The sequence below is a fragment of the Salmonella sp. 32100201201700099SM genome (assembly GCF_017572645.1).
Taxonomy (GTDB): Bacteria; Pseudomonadota; Gammaproteobacteria; order Enterobacterales; family Enterobacteriaceae; genus Salmonella; species Salmonella enterica.
This window is the reverse complement of sequence record NZ_JAGERQ010000009.1, coordinates 204,147-226,773: the sequence shown is the minus strand read 5'-3', so window position 1 is coordinate 226,773 and position 22,627 is coordinate 204,147. Positions and strand designations below refer to the sequence as shown.

19 protein-coding genes are annotated in these 22,627 nt (G+C 52.6%); 11 read left to right on the top strand and 8 right to left on the bottom strand.

What is annotated here, in order from left to right; genetic code table 11:
- Together J4685_RS16080 and citS are read right to left on the bottom strand one after the other, a co-directional pair.
- On the bottom strand, positions 1–229 hold a 229-nt coding region (locus J4685_RS16080; RefSeq protein WP_061873869.1), incomplete at its 3' end, for an oxaloacetate decarboxylase subunit gamma.
- Positions 230–387: 158 nt separating this feature from the next.
- The gene (gene citS / locus J4685_RS16075) at positions 388–1,728 is read right to left on the bottom strand and encodes a citrate/sodium symporter CitS (RefSeq protein WP_000183598.1); all 1,341 of its coding nucleotides are present in this window, start codon (positions 1,726–1,728) and stop codon (positions 388–390) included.
- A gap of 244 nt (positions 1,729–1,972) precedes the next feature.
- Here citS and citC point away from each other — a divergent pair, with 244 nt between their 5' ends.
- The 10 genes from citC to caiF all read left to right on the top strand — a co-directional run bounded on the left by citC (position 1,973) and on the right by caiF (position 14,098).
- Positions 1,973–3,016: a [citrate (pro-3S)-lyase] ligase gene (gene citC, locus J4685_RS16070; RefSeq protein WP_001181443.1), complete on the top strand. Its 1,044-nt coding sequence runs from the start codon at positions 1,973–1,975 to the stop codon at positions 3,014–3,016.
- Positions 3,017–3,045: 29 nt separating this feature from the next.
- On the top strand, positions 3,046–3,339 hold the full coding sequence (citD, locus tag J4685_RS16065; RefSeq protein ID WP_000691461.1) for a citrate lyase acyl carrier protein: 294 nt from the start codon (positions 3,046–3,048) through the stop codon (positions 3,337–3,339).
- Positions 3,336–4,205, top strand: coding sequence for a citrate (pro-3S)-lyase subunit beta (citE, locus tag J4685_RS16060; protein WP_001247802.1), 870 nt, complete (start codon positions 3,336–3,338; stop codon positions 4,203–4,205). The genes citD and citE overlap by 4 nt, the downstream gene beginning before the upstream one ends.
- Before the next feature lie 10 nt (positions 4,206–4,215).
- The gene (gene citF, locus J4685_RS16055) at positions 4,216–5,736 is read left to right on the top strand and encodes a citrate lyase subunit alpha (RefSeq protein WP_000665574.1); all 1,521 of its coding nucleotides are present in this window, start codon (positions 4,216–4,218) and stop codon (positions 5,734–5,736) included.
- Complete coding sequence (gene citX / locus J4685_RS16050) at positions 5,736–6,287, top strand: citrate lyase holo-[acyl-carrier protein] synthase (RefSeq protein WP_000679055.1); 552 nt, start codon at positions 5,736–5,738, stop codon at positions 6,285–6,287. The genes citF and citX overlap by 1 nt, the downstream gene beginning before the upstream one ends.
- On the top strand, positions 6,265–7,173 hold the full coding sequence (citG, locus tag J4685_RS16045) for a triphosphoribosyl-dephospho-CoA synthase CitG (RefSeq protein ID WP_001103244.1): 909 nt from the start codon (positions 6,265–6,267) through the stop codon (positions 7,171–7,173). Before citX ends, citG begins: the two co-directional genes overlap by 23 nt.
- Positions 7,174–7,352: 179 nt before the next feature.
- The gene (gene dapB / locus J4685_RS16040) at positions 7,353–8,174 is read left to right on the top strand and encodes a 4-hydroxy-tetrahydrodipicolinate reductase (protein ID WP_000544033.1); all 822 of its coding nucleotides are present in this window, start codon (positions 7,353–7,355) and stop codon (positions 8,172–8,174) included.
- 860 nt (positions 8,175–9,034) lie between these two features.
- Positions 9,035–10,183, top strand: coding sequence for a glutamine-hydrolyzing carbamoyl-phosphate synthase small subunit (gene carA / locus J4685_RS16030; RefSeq protein WP_000597283.1), 1,149 nt, complete (start codon positions 9,035–9,037; stop codon positions 10,181–10,183).
- A gap of 18 nt (positions 10,184–10,201) precedes the next feature.
- On the top strand, positions 10,202–13,429 hold the full coding sequence (gene carB, locus J4685_RS16025; RefSeq protein ID WP_001126314.1) for a carbamoyl-phosphate synthase large subunit: 3,228 nt from the start codon (positions 10,202–10,204) through the stop codon (positions 13,427–13,429).
- Positions 13,430–13,702: 273 nt separating this feature from the next.
- Complete coding sequence (caiF, locus tag J4685_RS16020; RefSeq protein ID WP_000333327.1) at positions 13,703–14,098, top strand: carnitine metabolism transcriptional regulator CaiF; 396 nt, start codon at positions 13,703–13,705, stop codon at positions 14,096–14,098.
- 77 nt (positions 14,099–14,175) lie between these two features.
- Here caiF and caiE read toward each other — a convergent pair whose 3' ends face one another.
- The 6 genes from caiE to caiT all read right to left on the bottom strand — a co-directional run bounded on the left by caiE (position 14,176) and on the right by caiT (position 21,361).
- Positions 14,176–14,772 (bottom strand): carnitine operon protein CaiE, encoded by a 597-nt coding sequence (gene caiE / locus J4685_RS16015; RefSeq protein WP_000122863.1) that lies wholly within the window; start codon positions 14,770–14,772, stop codon positions 14,176–14,178.
- 110 nt (positions 14,773–14,882) lie between these two features.
- Positions 14,883–15,668 carry a crotonobetainyl-CoA hydratase gene (gene caiD, locus J4685_RS16010; RefSeq protein ID WP_000004376.1) on the bottom strand — a complete coding sequence of 262 codons (786 nt, stop codon included), beginning with the start codon at positions 15,666–15,668 and terminating at the stop codon, positions 14,883–14,885.
- A 53-nt stretch (positions 15,669–15,721) separates the two neighbouring features.
- Positions 15,722–17,275 carry a crotonobetaine/carnitine-CoA ligase gene (gene caiC, locus J4685_RS16005; RefSeq protein WP_000355788.1) on the bottom strand — a complete coding sequence of 518 codons (1,554 nt, stop codon included), beginning with the start codon at positions 17,273–17,275 and terminating at the stop codon, positions 15,722–15,724.
- Positions 17,276–17,337: 62 nt separating this feature from the next.
- Positions 17,338–18,555: an L-carnitine CoA-transferase gene (caiB, locus tag J4685_RS16000; protein ID WP_001016213.1), complete on the bottom strand. Its 1,218-nt coding sequence runs from the start codon at positions 18,553–18,555 to the stop codon at positions 17,338–17,340.
- Positions 18,556–18,666: 111 nt separating this feature from the next.
- Positions 18,667–19,809 carry a crotonobetainyl-CoA dehydrogenase gene (caiA, locus tag J4685_RS15995; protein WP_000347134.1) on the bottom strand — a complete coding sequence of 381 codons (1,143 nt, stop codon included), beginning with the start codon at positions 19,807–19,809 and terminating at the stop codon, positions 18,667–18,669.
- A 34-nt stretch (positions 19,810–19,843) separates the two neighbouring features.
- The gene (gene caiT / locus J4685_RS15990) at positions 19,844–21,361 is read right to left on the bottom strand and encodes an L-carnitine/gamma-butyrobetaine antiporter (protein WP_000787067.1); all 1,518 of its coding nucleotides are present in this window, start codon (positions 21,359–21,361) and stop codon (positions 19,844–19,846) included.
- A gap of 489 nt (positions 21,362–21,850) precedes the next feature.
- Between caiT and J4685_RS15985 the strand changes: the two genes are divergently transcribed.
- Positions 21,851–22,621, top strand: coding sequence for an electron transfer flavoprotein FixA (locus J4685_RS15985; protein ID WP_000692187.1), 771 nt, complete (start codon positions 21,851–21,853; stop codon positions 22,619–22,621).
- Positions 22,622–22,627 lie beyond the last annotated feature (6 nt).

The following is a 22,627-nucleotide window of genomic DNA, read 5'->3' as shown; positions in this document are numbered from 1 at the left end:
GGCGGTGATGGTGAATGGCGGCGGCAATCACCGGCTTTAAGCGGGTGAAGTCGTCCACGACGGGAACGGCGCGCGGTGCTGGCGCGGCGACGGGTTCCGGGAAGAAGCGAGTAATCACGGCAGACATGCCGCGAATGGCAAAGATCAGCAGGAACAGAAAGCTCAGTACGAACCCCATCCCTAAAAACATCAGGGTGAAACCTTCACCCAGTAATACAGCTTCATTCATGAATCATTTTCCATAATGAGAGGCACGACGGTGGCCTTGACGACAGCCTTCCTGGTGAATCCGGCTAAGGAGTAGAGTGGATTTCCCTTGGCCACCTCTGGCTTTGGCCTCTACTTTTCTCCAGGTCGTTTGCGGCAAAGACACCGCCGTGCGTTTTTTTACACCATCATGCTGAACACGATGCTAGCGATAACCAGCACAATACCGCCGCCCAGACGAGAGGAAATTTGTGCATATGAAATGAGGTTCATACGGTTACAGGCGGAGAGCACTTCCAGATCGCCAGAGCCGCCGCGGTTGGCCATACAAAGACCCGCAGTAATGGATGATTCAATCGGGTAGAAGCCAATCAACCAGCCCCCGATAGCTGCGCCAACGACTGCGCCGACCACGATGATCGCGGCGATAACTACGTTCGCGAACGTCAGGGCATCGATAATCTCTTGCAGATCGGTGTAGCAAACACCCACACCGACCATCAGCACCCACAGCAGTTGTTTGGAGAAGAAGTCAGAAAGACGTTTCGCCCCGGCTTTAATCTCCGGTGAGCAAAGACCTGATGCGTTCAGCGCAGCAACAATCAGAACCATCCAGGCGAAGTAGTGAATAGAGACGCCGCCGATGCTTGGCAGAATTTTCTTGGCAACAACATAGGCCAGCAGGAAGCAGGTGGTGGATAACACCATGCCAACCGCCGTTTCACGATGGGTAATCTGACCGGCCTTTTCATCATCTTCGGTTTTGAAGGAAGCCTTACGAACCAACTCACCTTCACCGCTAAGCCAGGTGTATTTTTTGCCTATCATATCGAGGAGGGCGGCGAAAATAATGGCGAAGATATTCGCAATGGTCAGAATAGCAATAGCCGTTGAGTAATACTCTTCGCGAGAACGTCCGGTAACCGAGTGATAAATTTCAGACAGAGGCACGGCGCCCGCGCCGTTACCACCGCCCATAATCGGCAGAACGTACAGCATCATGATACGGTCGACCGGGATACCGAAGCACAGACCAATGACGATACCGAAAAGGGACGCGCCGACAATCTCGGCGAGGATGGTTGGGATATAGCCCAGCAGTGATTTTAATAGCAGCTTACGGTTTACCGACAGGATCGCGCCTGTGATCAACACTGCGATAAACAGGTTAAGGAAGTTGCTTTTATCCATTACGTTGCTGATCGCATCAATTTCTTTCTGCGTAAATATGCCAGCATAGACAAAATAAGCCGCAACCAGAAATATCATAACCGGTGCGCCACCAATATATTTATTGAAGATCGGTAAACGTTTGCCGATTTCACCAAAAATGGCCCCCATCACAAACATAAGGGCAAAACCACCGACTAAGTCAGTCGGTATAGCGTTATAGAAATGAGACAGTAATAAAGTAATTAATGCAAAGGCATAAAGCGGTAGCGGCATACCAAAGATTTTGAATCTGAGTAAATCGCTGGCCCCCTTTTTCTCCGTCGCCGAAGCCTGGGTCATGTTGGTCATAAACATTTTCCTGTGTATTGATGGGTAACAAGACCCGCGCATACTAATAAATTCAATGAACCGTGAGATGTGACTATCTTCACTGAATGGTTGTGTTTTTAATTAATTTAATTATTTTTATTAACTCTGGTTAATTAAGGAAATAAAAACCATAAAGCTTATAAAAGCAAGGGGGAAAGTGTGATGTCTATTCCAGACGAATAATATAAACACTGGCGAAATATGCGGCGTTATTTGCTGACGGATGCAGAATAGAGTGAATCTAATATTTAAACGCATTTATTTGCAAAAGGATGTATTGCGTCGCGAGTCGGTCGCCATGTTTCTGGAGGGCGTGGGACTCGCCCTGGAAGACGATTGTGAAATCGCGGTATGCGCATATTGGCAGGGTGAGATAGTCGGGTGCGGTTCTCTGGCCGGGAACGTACTGAAATGCATCGCCGTTTCCCCGGTTTTACAAGGGGAAGGGCTCAGCCTCAAACTGCTGACCGAGCTGCTTACATTGGCCTACGAGTTAAACCGCAGCGAGCTTTTCCTGTTCACTAAGCCGCAAAATCGGTTGCTGTTTTCTGGCGCGGGGTTTTGGCCCATTGCGCAGGCAGGTGAGCTGGCGGTGTTAATGGAGAACAGCAGTGAACGGTTAGCGCGCTTTTGTCGCCAACTGGCGCTTTATCGTCAACCGGGAAAAACGATCGGCGCCATCGTCATGAACGCCAATCCGTTTACATTGGGCCACCGTTATCTGGTGGAGCAAGCAGCGGCAGCCTGTGACTGGCTGCATCTGTTTGTGCTCAAAGAAGATGCTTCATTTTTTTCCTATACCGACCGTTGGGCGCTGATCGAACAAGGAATCGCGGGCATTGACAACGTCACGTTGCATCCCGGCTCCGCTTATATGATCTCGCGTGCGACCTTTCCCGGCTATTTCCTCAAAGAAAAAGGGGTTGTGGACGACTGCCATTGCCAGATCGATCTGCAACTCTTCCGTGAACATCTGGCTCCAGCGCTGGGAATTACCCATCGTTTTGTCGGCAGTGAACCGTTTTGTCCGCTGACCTGTGCCTATAACCAGCGAATGCACGACATTTTGCACGATCCGAAGCGCAGCGGCCCGGTTATTGAGGTCGTCGAGCTGGCGCGGGTGGAGAAAAACGGCGTGGCTATTTCCGCCTCTCGCGTCAGAAAACTGTATAGCGAACGTAATTGGCCGGCGATAAGCGCGCTGGTGCCTGCTGGCACCCTGGCATATCTGCAGCGGCATGCCGCCAGACACACTGAAACCATATGACGTAACACCGTTAACAAGGAACATAACTAATGAAAATCATTAAAGATGCCCTGGCAGGCACGCTGGAATCCAGCGATGTGATGATCAGGATTGGTCCATCCAGCGAGCCAGGAATTCGGCTGGAGCTAGAGAGTCTGGTGAAGCAGCAGTTTGGCGCGGCGATTGAGCAGGTGGTTCGGGAAACGCTGGCGAAACTCGGCGTTGAACGCGCGCTGGTTAGCGTCGATGACAAAGGCGCGCTGGAGTGTATTTTACGCGCCCGAGTGCAGGCGGCGGCGTTACGCGCTGCAGAACAAACGGAAATTCAATGGAGTGCGCTATGAGACCTCGTCGCAGTATGTTGTTTATTCCCGGCGCAAATGCGGCCATGTTGAGCACCTCGTTTGTCTATGGTGCGGACGCGGTGATATTCGACTTAGAAGACGCCGTAGCATTACGTGAGAAAGATACCGCCCGTCTTTTAGTCCATCACGCGCTTCAACATCCGTTCTATCAGGATGTTGAAAAAGTGGTGCGCATTAATCCACTGAACACGCCGTTCGGTCTGGCCGATCTTGAAGCCGTCGTGCGTGGTGGCGCGGATATTGTGCGTCTGCCGAAAACCGACAGCAAAAACGATGTGCTGGAGCTGGAAGCGCAGGTCGAACGGATCGAACGTGAATGTGGACGTGAAGTCGGCAGTACCAGGCTGATGGCGGCGATCGAATCAGCGAAAGGCGTGGTCAATGCCGTCGACATCGCCACCTCCAGCCCGCGCATGGTGGCGATTGCGCTGGCGGCATTTGATTACGTGATGGATATGGGCACCTGCCGGGGCGATGGCACCGAGCTGTTCTACGCCCGCTGCGCAGTGCTACATGCGGCGCGCGTTGCGGGTATTGCCGCCTATGATGTCGTTTGGTCGGATATCAATAATGAAGAAGGCTTCCTGAAAGAAGTGCAGTTGGCGAAAGGGCTTGGTTTTAACGGTAAGTCCTTAGTGAACCCACGTCAGATTGAGCTGTTACATCAGGCTTATTCTCCGACACGTAAAGAAGTTGAGCATGCGTATGAGGTGATTGCCGCCGCTGAAGAGGCTGAGTCTCGCGGTCTGGGCGTCGTTTCACTCAACGGCAAAATGATTGACGGCCCGATTATCGACCATGCGCGCAAAGTGGTGGCGCTGTCGGCTTCCGGTATTCGTGATTAAGGAAGGAACCATGAAAGAGACTGTAACCATGCTCAACCAGCAATATGTCGTACCGGAAGGATTACAGCCCTACCAGGGGGTAACAGCGAACAGCCCGTGGCTTGCCAGTGAAACGGAAAAGCGTCGGCGTAAAATTTGTGACTCGCTTGAAGAGGCTATCCGTCGTTCCGGGCTTAAAAATGGCATGACGATATCCTTCCACCATGCGTTTCGTGGTGGCGACAAAGTCGTCAATATGGTGATGGCGAAGCTGGCGGAAATGGGATTCCGCGATCTGACGCTTGCCTCCAGCTCATTAATTGATGCCCACTGGCCGCTTATCGAACACATTAAAAATGGCGTGGTGCGGCAGATTTACACCTCCGGGCTGCGCGGCAAGTTAGGGGAAGAGATCTCCGCTGGCCTGATGGAAAACCCGGTACAGATCCACTCTCACGGCGGCCGCGTAAAACTGATTCAGAGCGGTGAGCTGAATATTGATGTCGCTTTCCTCGGCGTGCCGTGCTGCGACGAATTTGGTAATGCGAACGGCTTTAGCGGCAAGTCACGCTGCGGCTCTTTGGGGTATGCGCAGGTTGATGCGCAGTACGCTAAATGTGTGGTGCTCCTGACTGAAGAGTGGGTCGAATTCCCCAATTATCCGGCCAGTATCGCGCAGGATCAGGTTGATTTAATCGTGCAGGTGGATGAGGTAGGGGATCCGGAAAAAATCACCGCGGGCGCGATTCGTCTGTCCAGCAACCCGCGTGAACTGTTGATCGCCCGGCAGGCGGCCAATGTGATCGAACACTCAGGTTATTTTTGTGACGGTTTCTCGCTGCAAACCGGCACCGGTGGCGCATCTCTGGCGGTCACCCGTTTCCTGGAAGACAAAATGCGTCGCCACAACATTACGGCGAGTTTTGGCCTGGGCGGGATCACCGGCACGATGGTGGATCTGCATGAGAAAGGGTTGATCAAAGCGTTGCTGGATACGCAATCATTCGATGGCGATGCCGCCCGTTCGCTGGCGCAGAACCCGCATCATATTGAAATCTCAACCAATCAATACGCGAACCCCGCCTCTAAAGGCGCGGCATGCGAACGCCTGAACGTGGTGATGCTGAGCGCACTGGAAATTGACGTGAATTTCAACGTTAACGTGATGACCGGTTCAAACGGCGTACTGCGTGGCGCATCGGGCGGCCATAGCGATACGGCAGCAGGGGCCGATCTCACCATTATTACCGCACCGCTGGTCCGTGGCCGAATCCCATGCGTAGTGGAAAAAGTGCTGACTACCGTCACGCCAGGGGCAAGTGTTGATGTGCTGGTTACCGACCATGGTATTGCGGTGAACCCTGCGCGTCAGGATCTGCTTGATAACCTGCGTGCTGCGGGCGTGGCGCTGACGACCATCGAACAACTGCAACAGCGCGCTGAGCAACTGACCGGTAAACCGCAGCCGATTGAGTTTACCGATCGGGTGGTGGCTGTGGTGCGTTATCGCGACGGTTCAGTGATTGACGTGATTCGCCAGGTTAAAGGCTGATGAAGGGCACAGACCTGCTGTACCAGGGCCAGGCAGTTACGCTGGAGGAGACGCTACAAGCGCGCGATAAACGTGCCGCCAGGCAGCGTCAGGCGTTGAACTGCTATCGGCTACCGTTGATTTCCCTCACGCTGGTTGCACCGGGCGCCGTTAAAAACTCAGCGGTCTGGCGGCGTGTCGCCGATTACGCAATTGCCGAAATACTGGCGCTTTGCGAACAGAAGGAGTGGGTCAACGTCTGGGAAATGCAGGTAAATGAACGCAGCGGCCCGGAATGGATGGCAGCGGTCTGTGCGCCGGCAATGGCGTTGAAACAGCACATGTCGACACTAGAGATGAGCCATCCGTTAGGGCGGCTTTGGGACATCGACATTATTGATAGCGACGGTAAGTCGCTATCACGCCGTGAACTCGGGCATCCTGCCCGGCCATGTTTGATATGCCAGCAGGATGCTCATCTCTGTGCCCGGGGCAAGCATCACACCCTTGACCTTTTGTTGGATGAAATTGCACGAAGGATTGAATGCTATGAACGTGAGCGTTGTGACTGAACGGCGTACGCCAGCGTACTCATCGCTGGCGGCTGGCGAACTTAATGGGTTGGTTGCAAGAGCGCTGCTGACGGAAGCCAGGCTGACACCAAAACCCGGTCTGGTCGATATTCGTAATTCGGGAGCGCATAGGGATATGGATCTGGCGGCATTTGAACGTAGCACTACCGCCATTGCTCCATGGATGGAAAAGTTTTTTATCATGGGCAACAACACGGCGGCGCTGGCGGCAGAAAATGTCCTGGTGATGCTGCGTCCGCTGGGGATGGCCTGTGAGAACGATATGCTACAGGCGACCAATGGTGTGAATACCCATCGCAGGGCGATTTTCGCTTTTGGCCTGCTGAGCGCAGCGATTGGCCGACTTCTCGCGCGGGGAGAACCGTTGGAGCAAAATCGTATCTGCGACCAGGTTGCCCGCCTGAGTCGGAATATTGTTGCCCACGAGCTCTCAACAAAAAAAGCGGGAAAACTGACAAAGAGTGAAACCCATTTCCAGTGCTATGGCCTGTCGGGCGCGCGGGGAGAAGCGGAAAGCGGTTTTCGAACCGTCAGAACGCAGGCTTTGCCGGTGTTTAACCGGGTCGTGCAGGAGCATGACGATACCCATCTTGCCCTACTGCAAACATTGTTGCATCTGATGGCGTGGAATGATGATACCAATCTGGTGTCGCGGGGAGGCCTGGAAGGGCTTTACTACGTGCAGCAGCAGGCACAAAAATTGTTGTGGCAAGGGGGCGTATTGGTTGAGGGGGGCATTGAAGCGATGCAGTCCCTCGATGATGAACTCATCCTGCGTAACTTAAGCCCTGGCGGTAGCGCGGATTTACTGGCAGTGACCTGGTTTTTAAGTCATTTTCCTGCCGGTTCCCTCTATCCTGAGTAAGTTTCTCTTCTTTCATTCTCTCCAGCAATGATTCATCCTGCGGGATGAATCATGTCTTTTACTGATATCGCTCCCTGTTTATCATTAATTTCTAATTATCGGCGATTTTAGATGGCGGCCTCCGGGCGCGCTGGCTACTCTGAAAACGGTTTACGCAATTTTTACAAAAGAGAATAGCTATGCATGAAGCACAAATCCGCGTCGCCATTGCCGGCGCCGGTGGCCGCATGGGACGGCAGTTAATCCAGGCCGCCATGGCGATGGAAGGTGTTCAGCTGGGTGCCGCGCTGGAGCGCGAAGGCTCTTCCTTGCTGGGCAGCGATGCTGGCGAACTGGCAGGGGCGGGAAAGTCCGGCGTGATCGTTCAAAGCAGCCTTGAGGCGGTAAAAGATGATTTTGACGTTTTCATCGATTTTACCCGTCCGGAAGGCACGTTGACGCATCTGGCGTTTTGCCGCCAGCATGGTAAAGGGATGGTGATTGGTACTACCGGCTTTGACGACGCCGGTAAACAAGCCATTCGCGAGGCGTCACAAGAGATTGCGATCGTTTTCGCCGCAAACTTTAGCGTCGGCGTTAACGTCATGCTCAAGCTGCTGGAGAAAGCCGCGAAGGTAATGGGCTACTATAGCGATATTGAAATTATTGAAGCGCACCACCGCCATAAAGTGGATGCACCGTCGGGTACGGCGCTGGAAATGGGCGAGGCAATCGCCGGGGCGCTGGATAAAAATCTGAAGGACTGCGCGGTCTACTCGCGTGAAGGTTATACCGGCGAGCGCGTACCGGGCACGATTGGCTTTGCAACCGTACGCGCGGGCGACATCGTCGGCGAACATACCGCGATGTTTGCCGATATTGGCGAGCGCGTAGAGATTACGCATAAAGCTTCCAGCCGCATGACGTTTGCAAATGGCGCGTTGCGAGCGGCGTTATGGCTAAAAACGAAGAAAAATGGGCTATTTGACATGCGGGATGTGCTGGGGCTGGATGTATTATAGCGACTAAATACCTTCGTGATGTGGTTGTGGTAATCAAGATTAATTGATTACAAAGGGCAATATATTATTGCCCTTTTGTTTTTGCCCCCGGTTATTCGGTCAGATAAATAACGCCTTTCACCATTCATGTTTCGACAGTTTCTTCTCCCACGACATGTTCTGCCGCAGTGGCTTACCGTATGCAAAAGGCACCTCGACCAGACTGATAAGACTGATATCCATTGGGGGGTTAGTGCTGTTCCACGGGATCGTTTTATCTCTTTTGCTTCAATAAGTTAGCTTTTTTATGCTGTAGTGAGGCTGTTTTTGGTCCAATCGTATGCGCCTGTCTTAAAGAAAAAGAAGTTAGATATTAATATCGAAATTGGAGTTATCATTATATTGTCTTAACTTGCTTTTTTTTGTGATTTTATGATGTGTTTAATTTGATTTTTTCTTTTTATAACAAGTTGATTTTTAAGCTCTTTTTGTTGTTAATTTGCTTAATTTTGAATTTTTATTAATTTAATAACATTAATGGCTATTAAATGGATTTTTATCGTTGTTTTTTGTTGTTTTAATGTGAAATTTGACCATTTGGTCCACTTTTTATCATGACAGTCAGTTTTTTGCGAACTCAAGGAAGCGCAAGCGTTTTCTATCGTCACTTAGTTGATTTTTTTGCCTCTTAAACAGAATAACTTACTTATAATGTGCAAAATAACATAAAAAATACCCGCTTTAAGTTGACTTTTATCCGGCTTAACTTCAGAATGCCGCCGTTTGCCAGAAATCCACGGGTAAGCAAATTTGCATTGCTTCATACTGACTGAATGAATTAATATGCAAATAAAGTGAGTGAATATTCTCTGGAGGGTATTTTGATTAAGTCAGCGCTATTGGTTCTGGAAGACGGAACCCAGTTTCACGGTCGGGCCATAGGGGCAACAGGTTCGGCGGTTGGGGAAGTCGTTTTCAATACTTCAATGACCGGTTATCAAGAAATCCTCACTGATCCTTCCTATTCCCGCCAAATCGTCACTCTTACTTATCCCCATATTGGTAATGTCGGCACCAATGAAGCCGATGAAGAATCTTCTCAGGTTCATGCGCAAGGTTTAGTGATTCGCGATCTGCCGTTGATTGCCAGCAACTTCCGTAACACAGAAGACCTCTCTTCTTACCTCAAACGGCATAACATTGTGGCGATTGCTGATATCGATACCCGCAAGCTGACCCGACTGCTGCGTGAGAAAGGCGCACAGAACGGCTGCATCATTGCAGGCGATAGCCCGGATGCGAAGCTGGCGCTGGAAAAAGCGAAAGCATTTCCTGGACTGAACGGTATGGATCTGGCGAAAGAAGTGACCACGACGGAAACTTACCGCTGGACGCAGGGTAGCTGGACGCTGAAAGACGGTTTACCGGAAGCGAAATCTGAGGATGACCTGCCGTTCCATGTGGTGGCCTACGATTTTGGCGCCAAGCGCAACATTCTACGTATGCTGGTGGATCGCGGCTGCCGCCTGACGGTGGTGCCAGCGCAGACCTCTGCTGAAGAGGTGCTGAAAATGAATCCGGACGGCATCTTCCTGTCAAACGGCCCTGGCGACCCGGCTCCGTGCGACTACGCCATCGAGGCGATTGAGAAATTCCTCCAGACCGACATTCCTGTGTTCGGCATCTGCCTCGGCCATCAGCTGCTGGCGCTGGCGAGCGGTGCGAAGACCGTTAAGATGAAGTTCGGCCATCACGGCGGCAACCATCCGGTAAAAGATATGGACAGAAACGTGGTGATGATCACCGCGCAGAACCACGGCTTTGCGGTGGATGAAGACTCGCTGCCAGCCAACCTGCGCGTGACCCACAAGTCGCTGTTCGACGGCACCCTGCAAGGGATTCACCGTACCGATAAACCGGCGTTCAGCTTCCAGGGTCACCCGGAGGCGAGCCCAGGCCCGCACGATGCGGCGCCGCTGTTCGACCACTTTATCGAGCTTATTGAGCAATACCGTCAGTCCGCGAAATAATCAGGAGTAATAAGAGCCATGCCAAAACGTACAGACATAAAAAGTATCCTGATTCTGGGCGCGGGCCCGATTGTTATCGGTCAGGCGTGTGAGTTTGACTACTCCGGCGCTCAGGCGTGTAAAGCGCTGCGCGAAGAGGGCTACCGCGTTATTCTGGTGAACTCCAACCCGGCCACCATCATGACCGACCCGGAAATGGCCGATGCCACCTACATCGAGCCGATTCACTGGGAAGTGGTGCGCAAAATCATTGAAAAAGAGCGTCCGGATGCGGTGCTGCCGACCATGGGCGGCCAGACGGCGCTAAACTGCGCGCTGGAGCTGGAGCGTCAGGGCGTGCTGGAAGAGTTCGGTGTGACCATGATTGGCGCGACCGCCGACGCCATTGATAAAGCCGAAGACCGTCGTCGCTTCGATATCGCGATGAAGAAAATTGGTCTCGACACCGCGCGTTCCGGTATCGCGCACACTATGGAAGAAGCGCTGGCGGTTGCCGCTGACGTGGGCTTCCCGTGCATCATCCGTCCTTCCTTTACCATGGGCGGCACCGGCGGCGGTATCGCTTACAACCGTGAAGAGTTCGAAGAAATCTGCGAACGCGGTCTGGATCTCTCGCCAACCAACGAACTGCTGATTGATGAATCGCTGATCGGCTGGAAAGAGTACGAGATGGAAGTGGTGCGTGATAAAAACGACAACTGCATCATCGTCTGCTCTATCGAAAACTTCGATGCCATGGGTATCCACACCGGTGACTCGATCACCGTGGCGCCCGCGCAGACTCTGACCGACAAAGAATACCAAATCATGCGTAACGCCTCGATGGCGGTTCTGCGTGAAATCGGCGTCGAAACCGGCGGTTCTAACGTCCAGTTCGCAGTGAACCCGAAAAACGGTCGTCTGATCGTTATCGAAATGAACCCGCGCGTCTCCCGCTCCTCGGCGCTGGCGTCGAAAGCCACCGGTTTCCCGATTGCCAAAGTGGCCGCCAAACTGGCGGTGGGTTATACCCTCGACGAGCTGATGAACGACATCACCGGTGGCCGTACGCCGGCGTCGTTTGAGCCGTCTATTGACTACGTTGTCACCAAAATTCCGCGCTTTAACTTTGAGAAATTCGCCGGTGCTAACGACCGTCTGACCACCCAGATGAAATCGGTCGGGGAAGTGATGGCGATTGGCCGCACCCAGCAGGAATCCCTGCAAAAAGCGCTGCGCGGCCTGGAAGTGGGCGCCACCGGCTTCGACCCGAAAGTCAGCCTCGACGACCCGGAAGCGCTGACCAAAATCCGCCGCGAGCTGAAAGATGCGGGCGCAGATCGTATCTGGTATATCGCCGATGCCTTCCGCGCAGGCCTCTCCGTCGACGGCGTGTTCAACCTGACCAACATCGACCGCTGGTTCCTGGTACAGATTGAAGAACTGGTGCGTCTGGAAGAGAAAGTGGCTGAAGTCGGTATTACCGGCCTCAACGCCGACTTCCTGCGTCAGCTCAAGCGTAAAGGGTTTGCCGATGCGCGTCTGGCGAAACTGGCGGGCGTACGCGAAGCGGAAATCCGTAAGCTGCGTGACCAGTATGACCTGCATCCGGTCTACAAGCGTGTGGATACCTGCGCGGCGGAATTCGCCACCGATACCGCCTACATGTACTCCACTTATGAAGATGAGTGCGAAGCGAACCCGTCCGTTGACCGCGGCAAAATCATGGTCCTCGGCGGCGGCCCGAACCGTATCGGCCAGGGCATTGAGTTTGACTACTGCTGCGTACACGCCTCGCTGGCGCTGCGCGAAGACGGTTACGAGACCATTATGGTCAACTGTAACCCGGAAACCGTCTCTACCGACTACGACACTTCCGACCGCCTGTACTTCGAGCCGGTGACGCTGGAAGACGTGCTGGAAATCGTGCGTATCGAGAAGCCGAAAGGCGTTATCGTGCAGTACGGCGGCCAGACCCCGCTGAAGCTGGCGCGCGCGCTGGAAGCGGCAGGCGTGCCGGTTATCGGCACCAGCCCGGACGCCATCGACCGCGCGGAAGACCGTGAACGCTTCCAGCATGCGGTTGACCGTCTGAAGCTGAAGCAACCGGCCAACGCCACCGTCACCGCCATTGAACAGGCTGTCGAAAAAGCGAAAGAGATCGGCTACCCGCTGGTGGTACGTCCTTCTTACGTGCTGGGCGGCCGGGCGATGGAAATTGTCTATGACGAAGCCGACCTGCGTCGCTACTTCCAGACGGCGGTCAGCGTCTCTAACGATGCGCCGGTGCTGCTGGACCGCTTCCTTGATGACGCGGTTGAAGTGGACGTGGACGCTATCTGCGACGGCGAAATGGTGCTGATTGGCGGCATTATGGAGCACATTGAGCAGGCGGGCGTACACTCCGGCGACTCCGCCTGTTCCCTGCCGGCCTACACGCTGAGCCAGGAAATTCAGGACGTGATGCGCCAGCAGGTGCAGAAGCTGGCCTTCGAGTTGCAGGTGCGCGGCCTGATGAACGTGCAGTTTGCGGTCAAGGACAACGAAGTCTACCTGATTGAAGTCAACCCGCGTGCGGCGCGTACCGTACCGTTCGTCTCCAAAGCCACCGGCGTTCCGCTGGCGAAAGTGGCGGCGCGCGTGATGGCCGGCAAATCGCTGACCGAGCAGGGCGTGACCCAAGAAATTATCCCGCCGTACTACTCGGTGAAAGAAGTGGTGCTGCCGTTCAACAAATTCCCCGGCGTTGACCCGCTGTTAGGGCCAGAAATGCGCTCCACCGGGGAAGTGATGGGCGTGGGCCGTACCTTCGCGGAAGCGTTCGCTAAGGCGCAGCTGGGCAGTAACTCCACCATGAAGAAACAGGGCCGTGCGCTGCTCTCCGTCCGCGAAGGCGACAAAGAGCGCGTGGTGGACCTGGCCGCTAAGCTGCTGAAACAGGGCTTTGAGCTGGATGCCACCCACGGTACGGCGATTGTGCTGGGCGAAGCCGGTATCAACCCGCGTCTGGTGAACAAGGTGCACGAAGGTCGTCCGCACATTCAGGACCGTATCAAGAATGGCGAATATACCTATATCATCAACACCACCGCAGGTCGCCGCGCGATTGAAGACTCCAGGGTGATTCGCCGCAGCGCGCTGCAGTATAAAGTGCATTATGACACCACGCTGAACGGCGGTTTTGCAACGACGATGGCGCTCAATGCCGATGCCACCGAGAAGGTAACCTCGGTGCAGGAAATGCACGCGCAGATCAAAAAGTCGTAAACAAAGGGTCCGGCGGATATTGCTCTAACCGGACCTGTAATATAATGTTGAAAGGGTTTCTGTAAAGAAACCCTTTTTTTATCTTGCGTAAGGTCATTCCTGGAGAAGTCCGTTTCCGTAACCACATTTTCAATGTAATAAGCACGATATTGCTCACACTAATCAATATTTAAGTCGCATACTATCTTGCATATCCACAATTTTAATATGGCTTAGTTTTTATTAGTTTGGACAGGCCGTAGCCAGATTTTTAATTTGTGAAATGGTGTGCTTATGTGTGAAAAATATGTTGAAAGACCGCTTTATTTGTTAATTGCTGACTGGATGATGGCAGAGAACCGATGGATCACTGCCAGGGAGATTTCCCGTCAATTTGATATTGAACATTGCAAAGCAATTAATACGCTCTCCTATATTCTGTCAAAAGTGGGGGAAATTGTTTGTGAAGTGAAGATGATCCCTAACCAAATTGCAGGACGAGGCTGCCAGTGCCAGCGTCTGGTGAAAGTCGTGAGTATCGACTCTCAACTCTATCGCCGATTGAATCATAATTTGCAGGAAAGAAAAGTGAGCGTGGCGAAAGCGCCGCGACTGTCTGCCGTTCCCCCCACAGAGCTAAACCGTGAGCAGAAATGGCAGATGATGCTGTCAAAAAGTATGCGTCGCTAATTGTCTGTTTAACCTGATGGCGGGGTAAACGGTAATTGACGCGTAGGCCGGATAAGCGTGAGCGCATCCGGCATCAATTACTGTGCTGATTTTGGCTTCACGTCCGTCGTGCCTTTCAGGCGCGGCCGGTTTTCTTCGACCTGCGTTAACGGCTTCGTTTCAGATAACCCCGTTCGACAACGGATCGCAAGATCCTGATATTCTTTGGTGTTGAGGCGTTTCCAGTGCAGCTCCTGGTCCGTGACCTGGCGTAGTACGCGCGCAGGTGAACCCACCAGAAGTTGCCTTGCCTCACCCTGAAATCCGGCTTTGACAAAACTCATGGCGGCGACAATGCTCTCTTCGCCAATCACTGCGCCGTCCATAATGACGCTGTTCATGCCGACCAGGGCGTCCCGTCCCACCACGCACCCATGTAAAATAGCGCCGTGGCCGATATGGCCGTTTTCATGCACGATGGTATCGGTATCGCAGTAGCCATGCATAATGCAGCCATCCTGTAGATTAGATCCTGCCTCCAGGATCAGGCGACCATAATCCCCACGCAATGACGCGAGTGGGCCAATATAAACACCAGCACCCACGATGACATCGCCAATCAGCACGGCGCTGGGATGGACAAACGCATCCGGGTGCACCACCGGGATCAGTCCTTCAAAGGCGTAATAGCTCATGGTTGTACCTCGGTTTTTTTTGTCGGATGGCGGCGTAAACACCTTATCCGGCCTACGGTTGTGCATGTGTTGTAGGCCGGATAAGCGAAACGCCATCCGGCCAGGTCACATTAACGACCTTTCCACACCGGATCGCGTTTTTCGGCAAATGCCTGCGGTCCTTCGAGCGCATCTTCCGAATGCAGTACCGACGGATAATGCTTCAGCACGCCGCTGCGGATGTAGCGGTAGCCTTCTTCAACCGGCATTTCGCTGGTTGCGCGATAAATCTCTTTCAACGCCGCGATCGCCAGCGGAGCGCTATTGACCAGTTGTTGCGCCAGTTCGCGCGCGCTATCCATCAGTTCGCTCTGGCTGACAACGCGGTTCACGATTCCCCAACGCAGCGCTTCTTCGGCGCTCATTCGTCTGCCTGTCATCACCATTTCGTTGACGATAGCTGGTGGCAACAGCTTAGGCAGGCGCAAAACGCCGCCGCTGTCAGGCACGATGCCAAGCTTTGCTTCCGGCAGCGCGAAGCTGGCGTTTTCGGCGCAGACAATAAAGTCTGCCGCCAGCGCCAGTTCAAAACCGCCGCCAAACGCATAGCCGTTCACCGCGGCGATGACCGGCTTATCGAGGTCAAATATTTCGGTTAAACCGGCAAAGCCGCCGGGACCAAAATCGGCATCCGGCGCTTCACCTTCCGCTGCCGCTTTTAAGTCCCAGCCAGCAGAAAAGAATTTCTCACCGCCGCCGGTAATGATTGCTACGCGTAATTCCGGGTCGTCACGGAAATTAAGAAAAGCTTCACCCATCGCAAAACTGGTTTTCGCGTCAATGGCATTCGCTTTAGGTCGGTCGAGGGTAATTTCCAGGATCGGGCCGTTACGGGTCAGATGTAATGATTCACTCATAGTTCATCTCCAGATAAATAGTTTCCCGGCGGGAGGGATTCCTGCCGGAAGGTTTATTTCAGATTTTTTTTGATTATTTTTCCTGAACAATTGCGCGGCAGGTCGGTCCTGATCTCCATAAAAGAGGGAACCTTGAATTTCGCCATATTGTTTTCGCAGAAGCTGAAAAACTCGGCCTCGCTTAATGTTTCACCTTCATTAAGGACAATAAATGCTTTAATGGCTTCATCACGGATCGCATCTTTAATACCAACCACTACAATGTCCTGAATTTTCGGATGTGCAGAAATAATATTTTCCAGCTCGACGCAGGAGACATTTTCCCCGCCGCGTTTAATCATGTTGCAGCGTCTGTCGACAAAATAGAAATAGCCATCCTCATCCTGGTAACCCGAATCACCGGTATGTAACCAGCCCTCTGGTTCCAGCGCCCTGGCGGTTGCCTCCGGCTGCATGTAATACTCTTTGAAGATAGTCTTGCCGGGGATGCCTTTAATACAGATTTCGCCAATTTCTCCGGCGGGTAGCGGGCGATTTTGATCGTCGCGAATTTCAGCTTCATAGCTAAAACCCACGCGACCAATGGAAGGCCAGCGTCGTTTGTCTCCTGGACGGTCGCCAATAATTCCGACAATGGTTTCAGTCATACCATAAGAGGTCAGCAGCCTGACGCCAAAGCGTTCGGTAAAGGCGTCTTTTTCCTGTGCGGATAGATTGAGATAGAACATCACTTCACGCAGATGGTGCTGCCTGTCCGTTGGTGCGGCGGGCTGGACCATCAGCGTGCGGATCATCATCGGGATGCACTCGGTCACCGTCGCCTGATATTTACGTACCTGACCCCAGAATGCCCGGGCGCTGTACTTTTCCAAGAGCACAAAGGTACTGCCGGCGGAAAAGGCTGGCATTGCCGCGGTACACTGACAGTCGATATGAAAAGCGGGCATCACCGTCATGTACACGTCATCATCGCGCAGGGCGATTTGCCAGGCAGAGTAGTAGCCCGCAAAACGCAGATTATAGTGGGTAATAACCACCCCTTTTGGACGCGAGGTGGTACCGGAGGTAAACAAAATTTCCGCCGCATCGTCAGTGGATAACGCTGGCGTATAGCACAGCGTGGCCGACTGACGTGCTTGCAGTTGGGAAAAGAGGCTCACGCCATCGTCAGCCGGAAGCTGCTCGCCAATCAGACAGATATGATTAAGCGGAGTGCTATTTCCCTGGCGTATTTCACGGTACATAGGATAAAACTGGGCGCTGGTAACCAGCAGGCTCACCTGGCTGTTTTGCAGGATCCAGGCACTTTCTTCGCCCAGTAAGCGGGCATTAATCGGCACCATAATGGCACCGATTTTTGCCAGTCCAAACCAGCAAAAGATGAATTCCGGACAGTTATCCAGATGCAGTGCGACTCTATCGCCCTTGCGAATCCCTAAGGAATGAAAAAGGTTCGCCGTGCGGTTAATCTCTTCATTGAGCGAGGCATAGCTAAACTGCCGAACGATTCCCTCACAGGATTCGAAAATTAACGCCGTTTTATCTCCGTACACTTCGGCCAGGTCGTCCCACATCTGACGTAAGTTTTGTCCGCCAACGATATCCATATTGCTTTATCCACTGAAATCAGGCGTGAGCGCTAACCGGAAAACCGATTAGCGCATCGCGTTTAATCCTCAACTTTGGCCAGGCCTTTGCCGACCAGTTCCTTAATATCTGCTTCGCTATAACCAATGTTTTTCAGAATGGCGGCGGTATCCATGCCGTGTGACGGCATGCCACGCCAGATTTTCCCCGGGTTGTTTTTAAATTTCGGCATGATGTTCGGCCCCTTACAGGTGCGACCGTCCATTGTTTGCCACTGAGTAATCGATTCGCGGGCAACGTACTGCGGATTACCTTCCAGTTCCGGAATGGTGAGCACCTTCGCACAGGCGATATTCAGCTCAGCAAAGCGCGCCTGAACTTCGGCGATAGTGTGTGTTGCCAGCCAGGCGTCCAGTTTCTCTTCGACGAGCGGGCCGTAAGGGCATTCCACGCGATGGATGAGCTGCGTGCCTTCCGGAACTTCCGGCGTACCGAGAATGTGGGCCAGGCCAATATCTTTAAAACACTCGTTGATTTGCGTGATGCCGACCAACTCCATGACGATGTAACCATCGGCGCATTTATACAGGCCGCAACCGGCGTAGTAGGGGTCTTTCCCTTTCGTCATACGTGGACAGATTTCGCCGCCGTTGAAGTAGTCCATCATGAAGTACTGACCCATGCGCAGCATCACTTCGTACATGGCGATATCGATGCTTTCACCTTTACCCGTTTCGCGTACTTTGTGCAGGGCTGCCAGCGCGGCTGTCGTCGCGGTCATCCCGGAGAAGTAATCGGCGGTATACGGGAAGGCTGGCATCGGCTGATCAACGTCGCCGTTTTGGATCAGATAACCACTGAATGCCTGCGCGATGGTGTTATACGCCGGAAGATTGGTGTATTCCTCGGTACCATACTGGCCGAAGCCGGAAAGGTGGGCTATCACCAGTTTCGGGTTATGCTCCCACAGCACTTCATCAGTAATACCGCGGCGGGCAAAGGCCGGGCCTTTACTGGCTTCAATGAAAATATCGGTGGTTTCCATCAGTTTCAGAAACGCTTCCCGACCTTCATCTTTGAAAATATTCAGCGACAGGGCGTGCAGGTTGCGGCGTGAGAGCTGCGGGTAGTTAGGCTGTACGCGGATGGTATCGGCCCATGCGACGTTTTCAATCCAGATAACCTCGGCGCCCCATTCGGCGAACATCTGTCCGGCGAACGGACCGGCGATTTCGATTCCTGAAAAAACAACGCGTACCCCAGCAAGCGGGCCAAAGGTTGGCATTGGTAAATGATTCATCGTTTTTCTCCTGGCATTTTTTGCGGTATGTAGGCCGGATAAGCACAGCGCCATCCGGCATGATTGCCTGATGGCGACGCCCCGCGTCTTATCAGGCCTACAAGGGATCGATTAGCGGTATTGCTTGAGTACCGCACGACCCAACGTCAGGATCTGCATTTCGTCAGAACCACCAGAAACACGGTCAACGCGCAGGTCACGCCAGAAACGCGTGATGCGGTGGTTGCCCGCGATACCAACACCTCCCAGTACCTGCATGGCGGTGTCTACCACTTCAAACGCGGCGTTGGCGCAGAAGTATTTGCACATGGCCGCGTCGCCGGAGGTAATAGTGCCGTTATCTGCTTTCCACGCGGCTTCCAGCAGCATATTTTTCATGGAGTTCAGTTTGATCGCCATATGCGCAAACTTCTCCTGAATCAGCTGGAAACGGCCAATAGCTTCACCAAACTGCACGCGCTGATTCGCGTAACGCGCAGCGTCTTCAAAAGCGCACATTGCGGTACCGTAGTTGGTCAGCGCGACGAGGAAGCGTTCATGGTCAAACTCTTCTTTCACGCGGTTGAAGCCGTTACCTTCCCGACCGAACATGTCTTTCTCGTCCAGTTCAACGTCATCAAAGGTGATTTCACAGCAGCTATCCATGCGCAGACCGAGTTTCTCCAGTTTGTTGACCTTGATACCCGCTTTGCTCATGTCCACAAACCACTCGGTGTAAACCGGTTTATCCGGCGATGCACCGTCTCTCGCCATGACCACGATGTACGGGGTATAGGCGCTACTGGTGATAAAGCACTTACTGCCATTGAGATAAACCTTACCATTTTTGCGTGTATAAGTGGTTTTCAGACTACCAACATCCGATCCCGCTCCCGGTTCGGTGATAGCAGAGTTCCACATCTGCTTACCGGTGCCCCGGAACGCCATGATTTTATCAATTTGCTCCTGAGTCCCTTCACGCAGGAAAGTGTTAAAACCTCCCGGCAATTGGTACAACACGTAAGTTGGCGCGCCAAGACGTCCCAGTTCCATCCAGACGGCGGCGACGGTAACAAAACCCGCTTCCAGACCGCCGTGTTCTTCCGGGATCAGCAGGCTATCAATACCCATATCCGCCAGCGCTTTTACAAAACGCTCAGGGTAGACGCTGTCACGATCGCACTCGGCAAAATAAGCTTCCCAGTTCTCACTGGCCATCAGTTCGCGAATACCGGCGACAAACAGCTCCTGTTCGTCATTTAAGTTGAAATCCATCTTTCAGCCTCTTGATCAATTGGGTTAATAAGAATTACTTGTCTTTCCAGTGCACTTTGGCGTCTTTAATAAAGGACAGCGTCACCATAATGTTGACGAAGAACAGCGGGCATCCTCCGGCGATAATCGCGGTCTGAATGGGCTTCAACCCACCCAGCGCCAGCAGAACGATACCGATGATGCCGACCAGCACCGACCAGCCGATACGCACTAACAGAGGCGGCTCTTCACCATCGCGAACTTCACGACAGGTCGACATCGCCAGGGTGTAAGAGCAGGCGTTAATCAGCGTGACGGTGGCAATAAAGCAGAGGATGAAGAAGCCCCACATGGTGGCGGTGCTGAGCGGCAAGGCGGCCCAGGTTTCGATAATGGCGCGCGCCACGCCGTGTTGCTCAATCAGTTGCGGAATGTTGAGGATGTTTTTATCCATCAGCAGCAGCGTGTTGCTGCCCAGCACTGTCCACAGGATCCAGGTAGACGCGGTCAGACCCATCACCATCCCGAAGCACAGTTCACGTACGGTACGACCACGGGAAATACGGGCCAGGAAGATACTCATCTGGATGGCGTAAATAACCCACCACGCCCAGTAGAAAACGGTCCAGCCCTGTGGGAAGCCGCCTTTACCGATGGCGTCGGTATAGAACAGCATCCGTGGCAGGTGCATTAACAGCATCCCGACGGAGTCGGTGAAGTAGTTCATGATGAAGCTGGCGCCGCTGACGATAAACACCCAGCCGAGCATCAGGAAGCTCAGGTAGCTACGCATATCGCTGGCGATTCTGACCCCTTTTTGCAGGCCGCAGGCCACGCAAATCGCGTTCAGAATGATCCAGCAGGTAATGATGATGGCATCCAATTGCAGCGTATGCGGAATACCGAACAGCCATTGCATACACTCGGTGACCAGCGGGGTAGCCAGACCGAGGCTGGTGCCCATCGCGAAGATCAGCGCCACCAGGTAGAAGTTATCGACGATGGTACCGAACAACCCTTTCGCATGCTTTTCACCGACGAGCGGTACCAGCGTGGAGCTGGGGCGGATGACATCCATCTTGCGTACAAAGAAGAAGTAGGCGAAGGCCACGGAAAGGAAGCTATAGGTTGCCCACGGCAATGGCCCCCAGTGGAACAGGCTGTACGCCAGACCTATCTCTTTCGCGCCGGTGGAGTTTGGTTCCAGGCCGAACGGCGGGGTGGAGATATAGTAGTAGATCTCAATAGAGCCCCAGAACAGAACCGCAGCGGATGTACAGGAGGCGAACATCATGAAAATCCAGCTGGCGGTACTAAACTCCGGTTTTTCGTCACCTAATCTCTTTTTGGCATAGGGGCCAAAAACCAGCCAGAACCAGCCGAAGAGCATGACGATCATATACCATTCAAATGCCCAACCCCAGACGTTGGTGACATAACTGAATACCGCATTAATAACGACGTTAGCGGCATCAAGATCTCTGACTGTTAGCCAGCAAAGTATCCCGACAATTATTAATGGCGGAAAAAAAACCTTCGGTTCAATTCCCGATTTTTTCTTTTCATTTTTCATAAGTGAATTCCAGTGTGAAAACGAAATTTATTTAGCGTGCCAGTCCATGAACGTTTGTTTATTTATTATTAATGGTTTGTTGATAAGTTTTTAACCTCTGGGACGCCTCAATGAGTGACTCATAATGGGTATTCATTTCGGGTGATTCTGTTATCTGTGTCACACTTTTTTGCGTTGATTGTTTTGTGTTTAAATTTTGACTTTTTCTTTATTTGTCAATTGCTTGATTGTGATTTTTTAAGTTTTTTAAGTTTTTTAAGTGTCTGACGTTCAATATTGTTGAGCCAGCAAACAATATTGAAAATTTTCATATTTGGCATATTTCTTTCAATATTGGTGAGGTGCGTAACACTATTGAAAGTTACGAATATCAATGTGTGACATTTTCAATATTGGTGATTAAGGTTTTATTTCCGAATTAAAGAGCGTGATATCTGTATTTAACACCGCCGATATAAATACGTTTCCTTCATGATTTCTGGAGATGCAATGAAGATAATTACTTGCTACAAATGCGTACCTGATGAGCAGGATATTGCGATTAATAATGCTGACGGAACACTCGATTTCAGCAAAGCGGATAGCAAAATCAGCCAATATGATCTGAATGCAATTGAAGCTGCTTGCCAGTTAAAACAGCAGTTGGGAGACGCTCAGGTTGTCGCCATGAGCGTTGGCGGCAAAGCGCTGACCAATGCAAAAGGGCGCAAAGATGTCCTCTCTCGTGGCCCTGATGAACTGATTGTCGTGATTGACGATCAATTTGAGCAGGCGCTGCCGCAACACACCGCTACCGCGCTGGCCGCCGCGGCGCAAAAATCAGGTTTCGATCTACTTATCTGCGGTGACGGTTCTTCCGATCTTTATGCTCAGCAGGTTGGTTTGCTGGTGGGCGAAGCGCTGAACATTCCGGCGATTAACGGCGTGAGTAAGATCCTCTCTCTTACCGACAGCACATTGACGGTAGAACGCGAACTGGAAGATGAAGTTGAAACGCTGAGCATCCCGCTCCCGGCGGTGATCGCGGTTTCCACCGACATTAACACCCCACAAATCCCTTCGATGAAAGCCATTCTTGGCGCGGCGAAAAAACCGGTTCAGGTCTGGTCGCCTGCGGATATCGGGCTGAACAGCGTACCCGCGTATTCCACACAACAGGTTGCCGCACCGAAGCAGCGCGAGCGTCAGCGTGTGGTGATTGAAGGTGACGGTGAAGAACAAATCGCCGCGTTTGTCGAGAATCTGCGCAAAATCATTTAATTATCA

What these genes read in the sequence shown, in the direction of transcription:
- caiA (WP_000347134.1), bottom strand. Translation starts at nt 19,809, where the DNA reads ATGGATTTCAACTTAAATGACGAACAGGAGCTGTTTGTCGCCGGTATT.
- citE (WP_001247802.1), top strand. Translation starts at nt 3,336, where the DNA reads ATGAGACCTCGTCGCAGTATGTTGTTTATTCCCGGCGCAAATGCGGCC.
- citC (WP_001181443.1), top strand. Translation starts at nt 1,973, where the DNA reads ATGCAGAATAGAGTGAATCTAATATTTAAACGCATTTATTTGCAAAAG.
- citD (WP_000691461.1), top strand. Translation starts at nt 3,046, where the DNA reads ATGAAAATCATTAAAGATGCCCTGGCAGGCACGCTGGAATCCAGCGAT.
- caiF (WP_000333327.1), top strand. Translation starts at nt 13,703, where the DNA reads ATGTGTGAAAAATATGTTGAAAGACCGCTTTATTTGTTAATTGCTGAC.
- citX (WP_000679055.1), top strand. Translation starts at nt 5,736, where the DNA reads ATGAAGGGCACAGACCTGCTGTACCAGGGCCAGGCAGTTACGCTGGAG.
- caiD (WP_000004376.1), bottom strand. Translation starts at nt 15,668, where the DNA reads ATGAGTGAATCATTACATCTGACCCGTAACGGCCCGATCCTGGAAATT.
- caiE (WP_000122863.1), bottom strand. Translation starts at nt 14,772, where the DNA reads ATGAGCTATTACGCCTTTGAAGGACTGATCCCGGTGGTGCACCCGGAT.
- J4685_RS15985 (WP_000692187.1), top strand. Translation starts at nt 21,851, where the DNA reads ATGAAGATAATTACTTGCTACAAATGCGTACCTGATGAGCAGGATATT.
- caiT (WP_000787067.1), bottom strand. Translation starts at nt 21,361, where the DNA reads ATGAAAAATGAAAAGAAAAAATCGGGAATTGAACCGAAGGTTTTTTTT.
- caiC (WP_000355788.1), bottom strand. Translation starts at nt 17,275, where the DNA reads ATGGATATCGTTGGCGGACAAAACTTACGTCAGATGTGGGACGACCTG.
- dapB (WP_000544033.1), top strand. Translation starts at nt 7,353, where the DNA reads ATGCATGAAGCACAAATCCGCGTCGCCATTGCCGGCGCCGGTGGCCGC.
- carB (WP_001126314.1), top strand. Translation starts at nt 10,202, where the DNA reads ATGCCAAAACGTACAGACATAAAAAGTATCCTGATTCTGGGCGCGGGC.
- citS (WP_000183598.1), bottom strand. Translation starts at nt 1,728, where the DNA reads ATGACCAACATGACCCAGGCTTCGGCGACGGAGAAAAAGGGGGCCAGC.
- citG (WP_001103244.1), top strand. Translation starts at nt 6,265, where the DNA reads ATGAACGTGAGCGTTGTGACTGAACGGCGTACGCCAGCGTACTCATCG.
- citF (WP_000665574.1), top strand. Translation starts at nt 4,216, where the DNA reads ATGAAAGAGACTGTAACCATGCTCAACCAGCAATATGTCGTACCGGAA.
- caiB (WP_001016213.1), bottom strand. Translation starts at nt 18,555, where the DNA reads ATGAATCATTTACCAATGCCAACCTTTGGCCCGCTTGCTGGGGTACGC.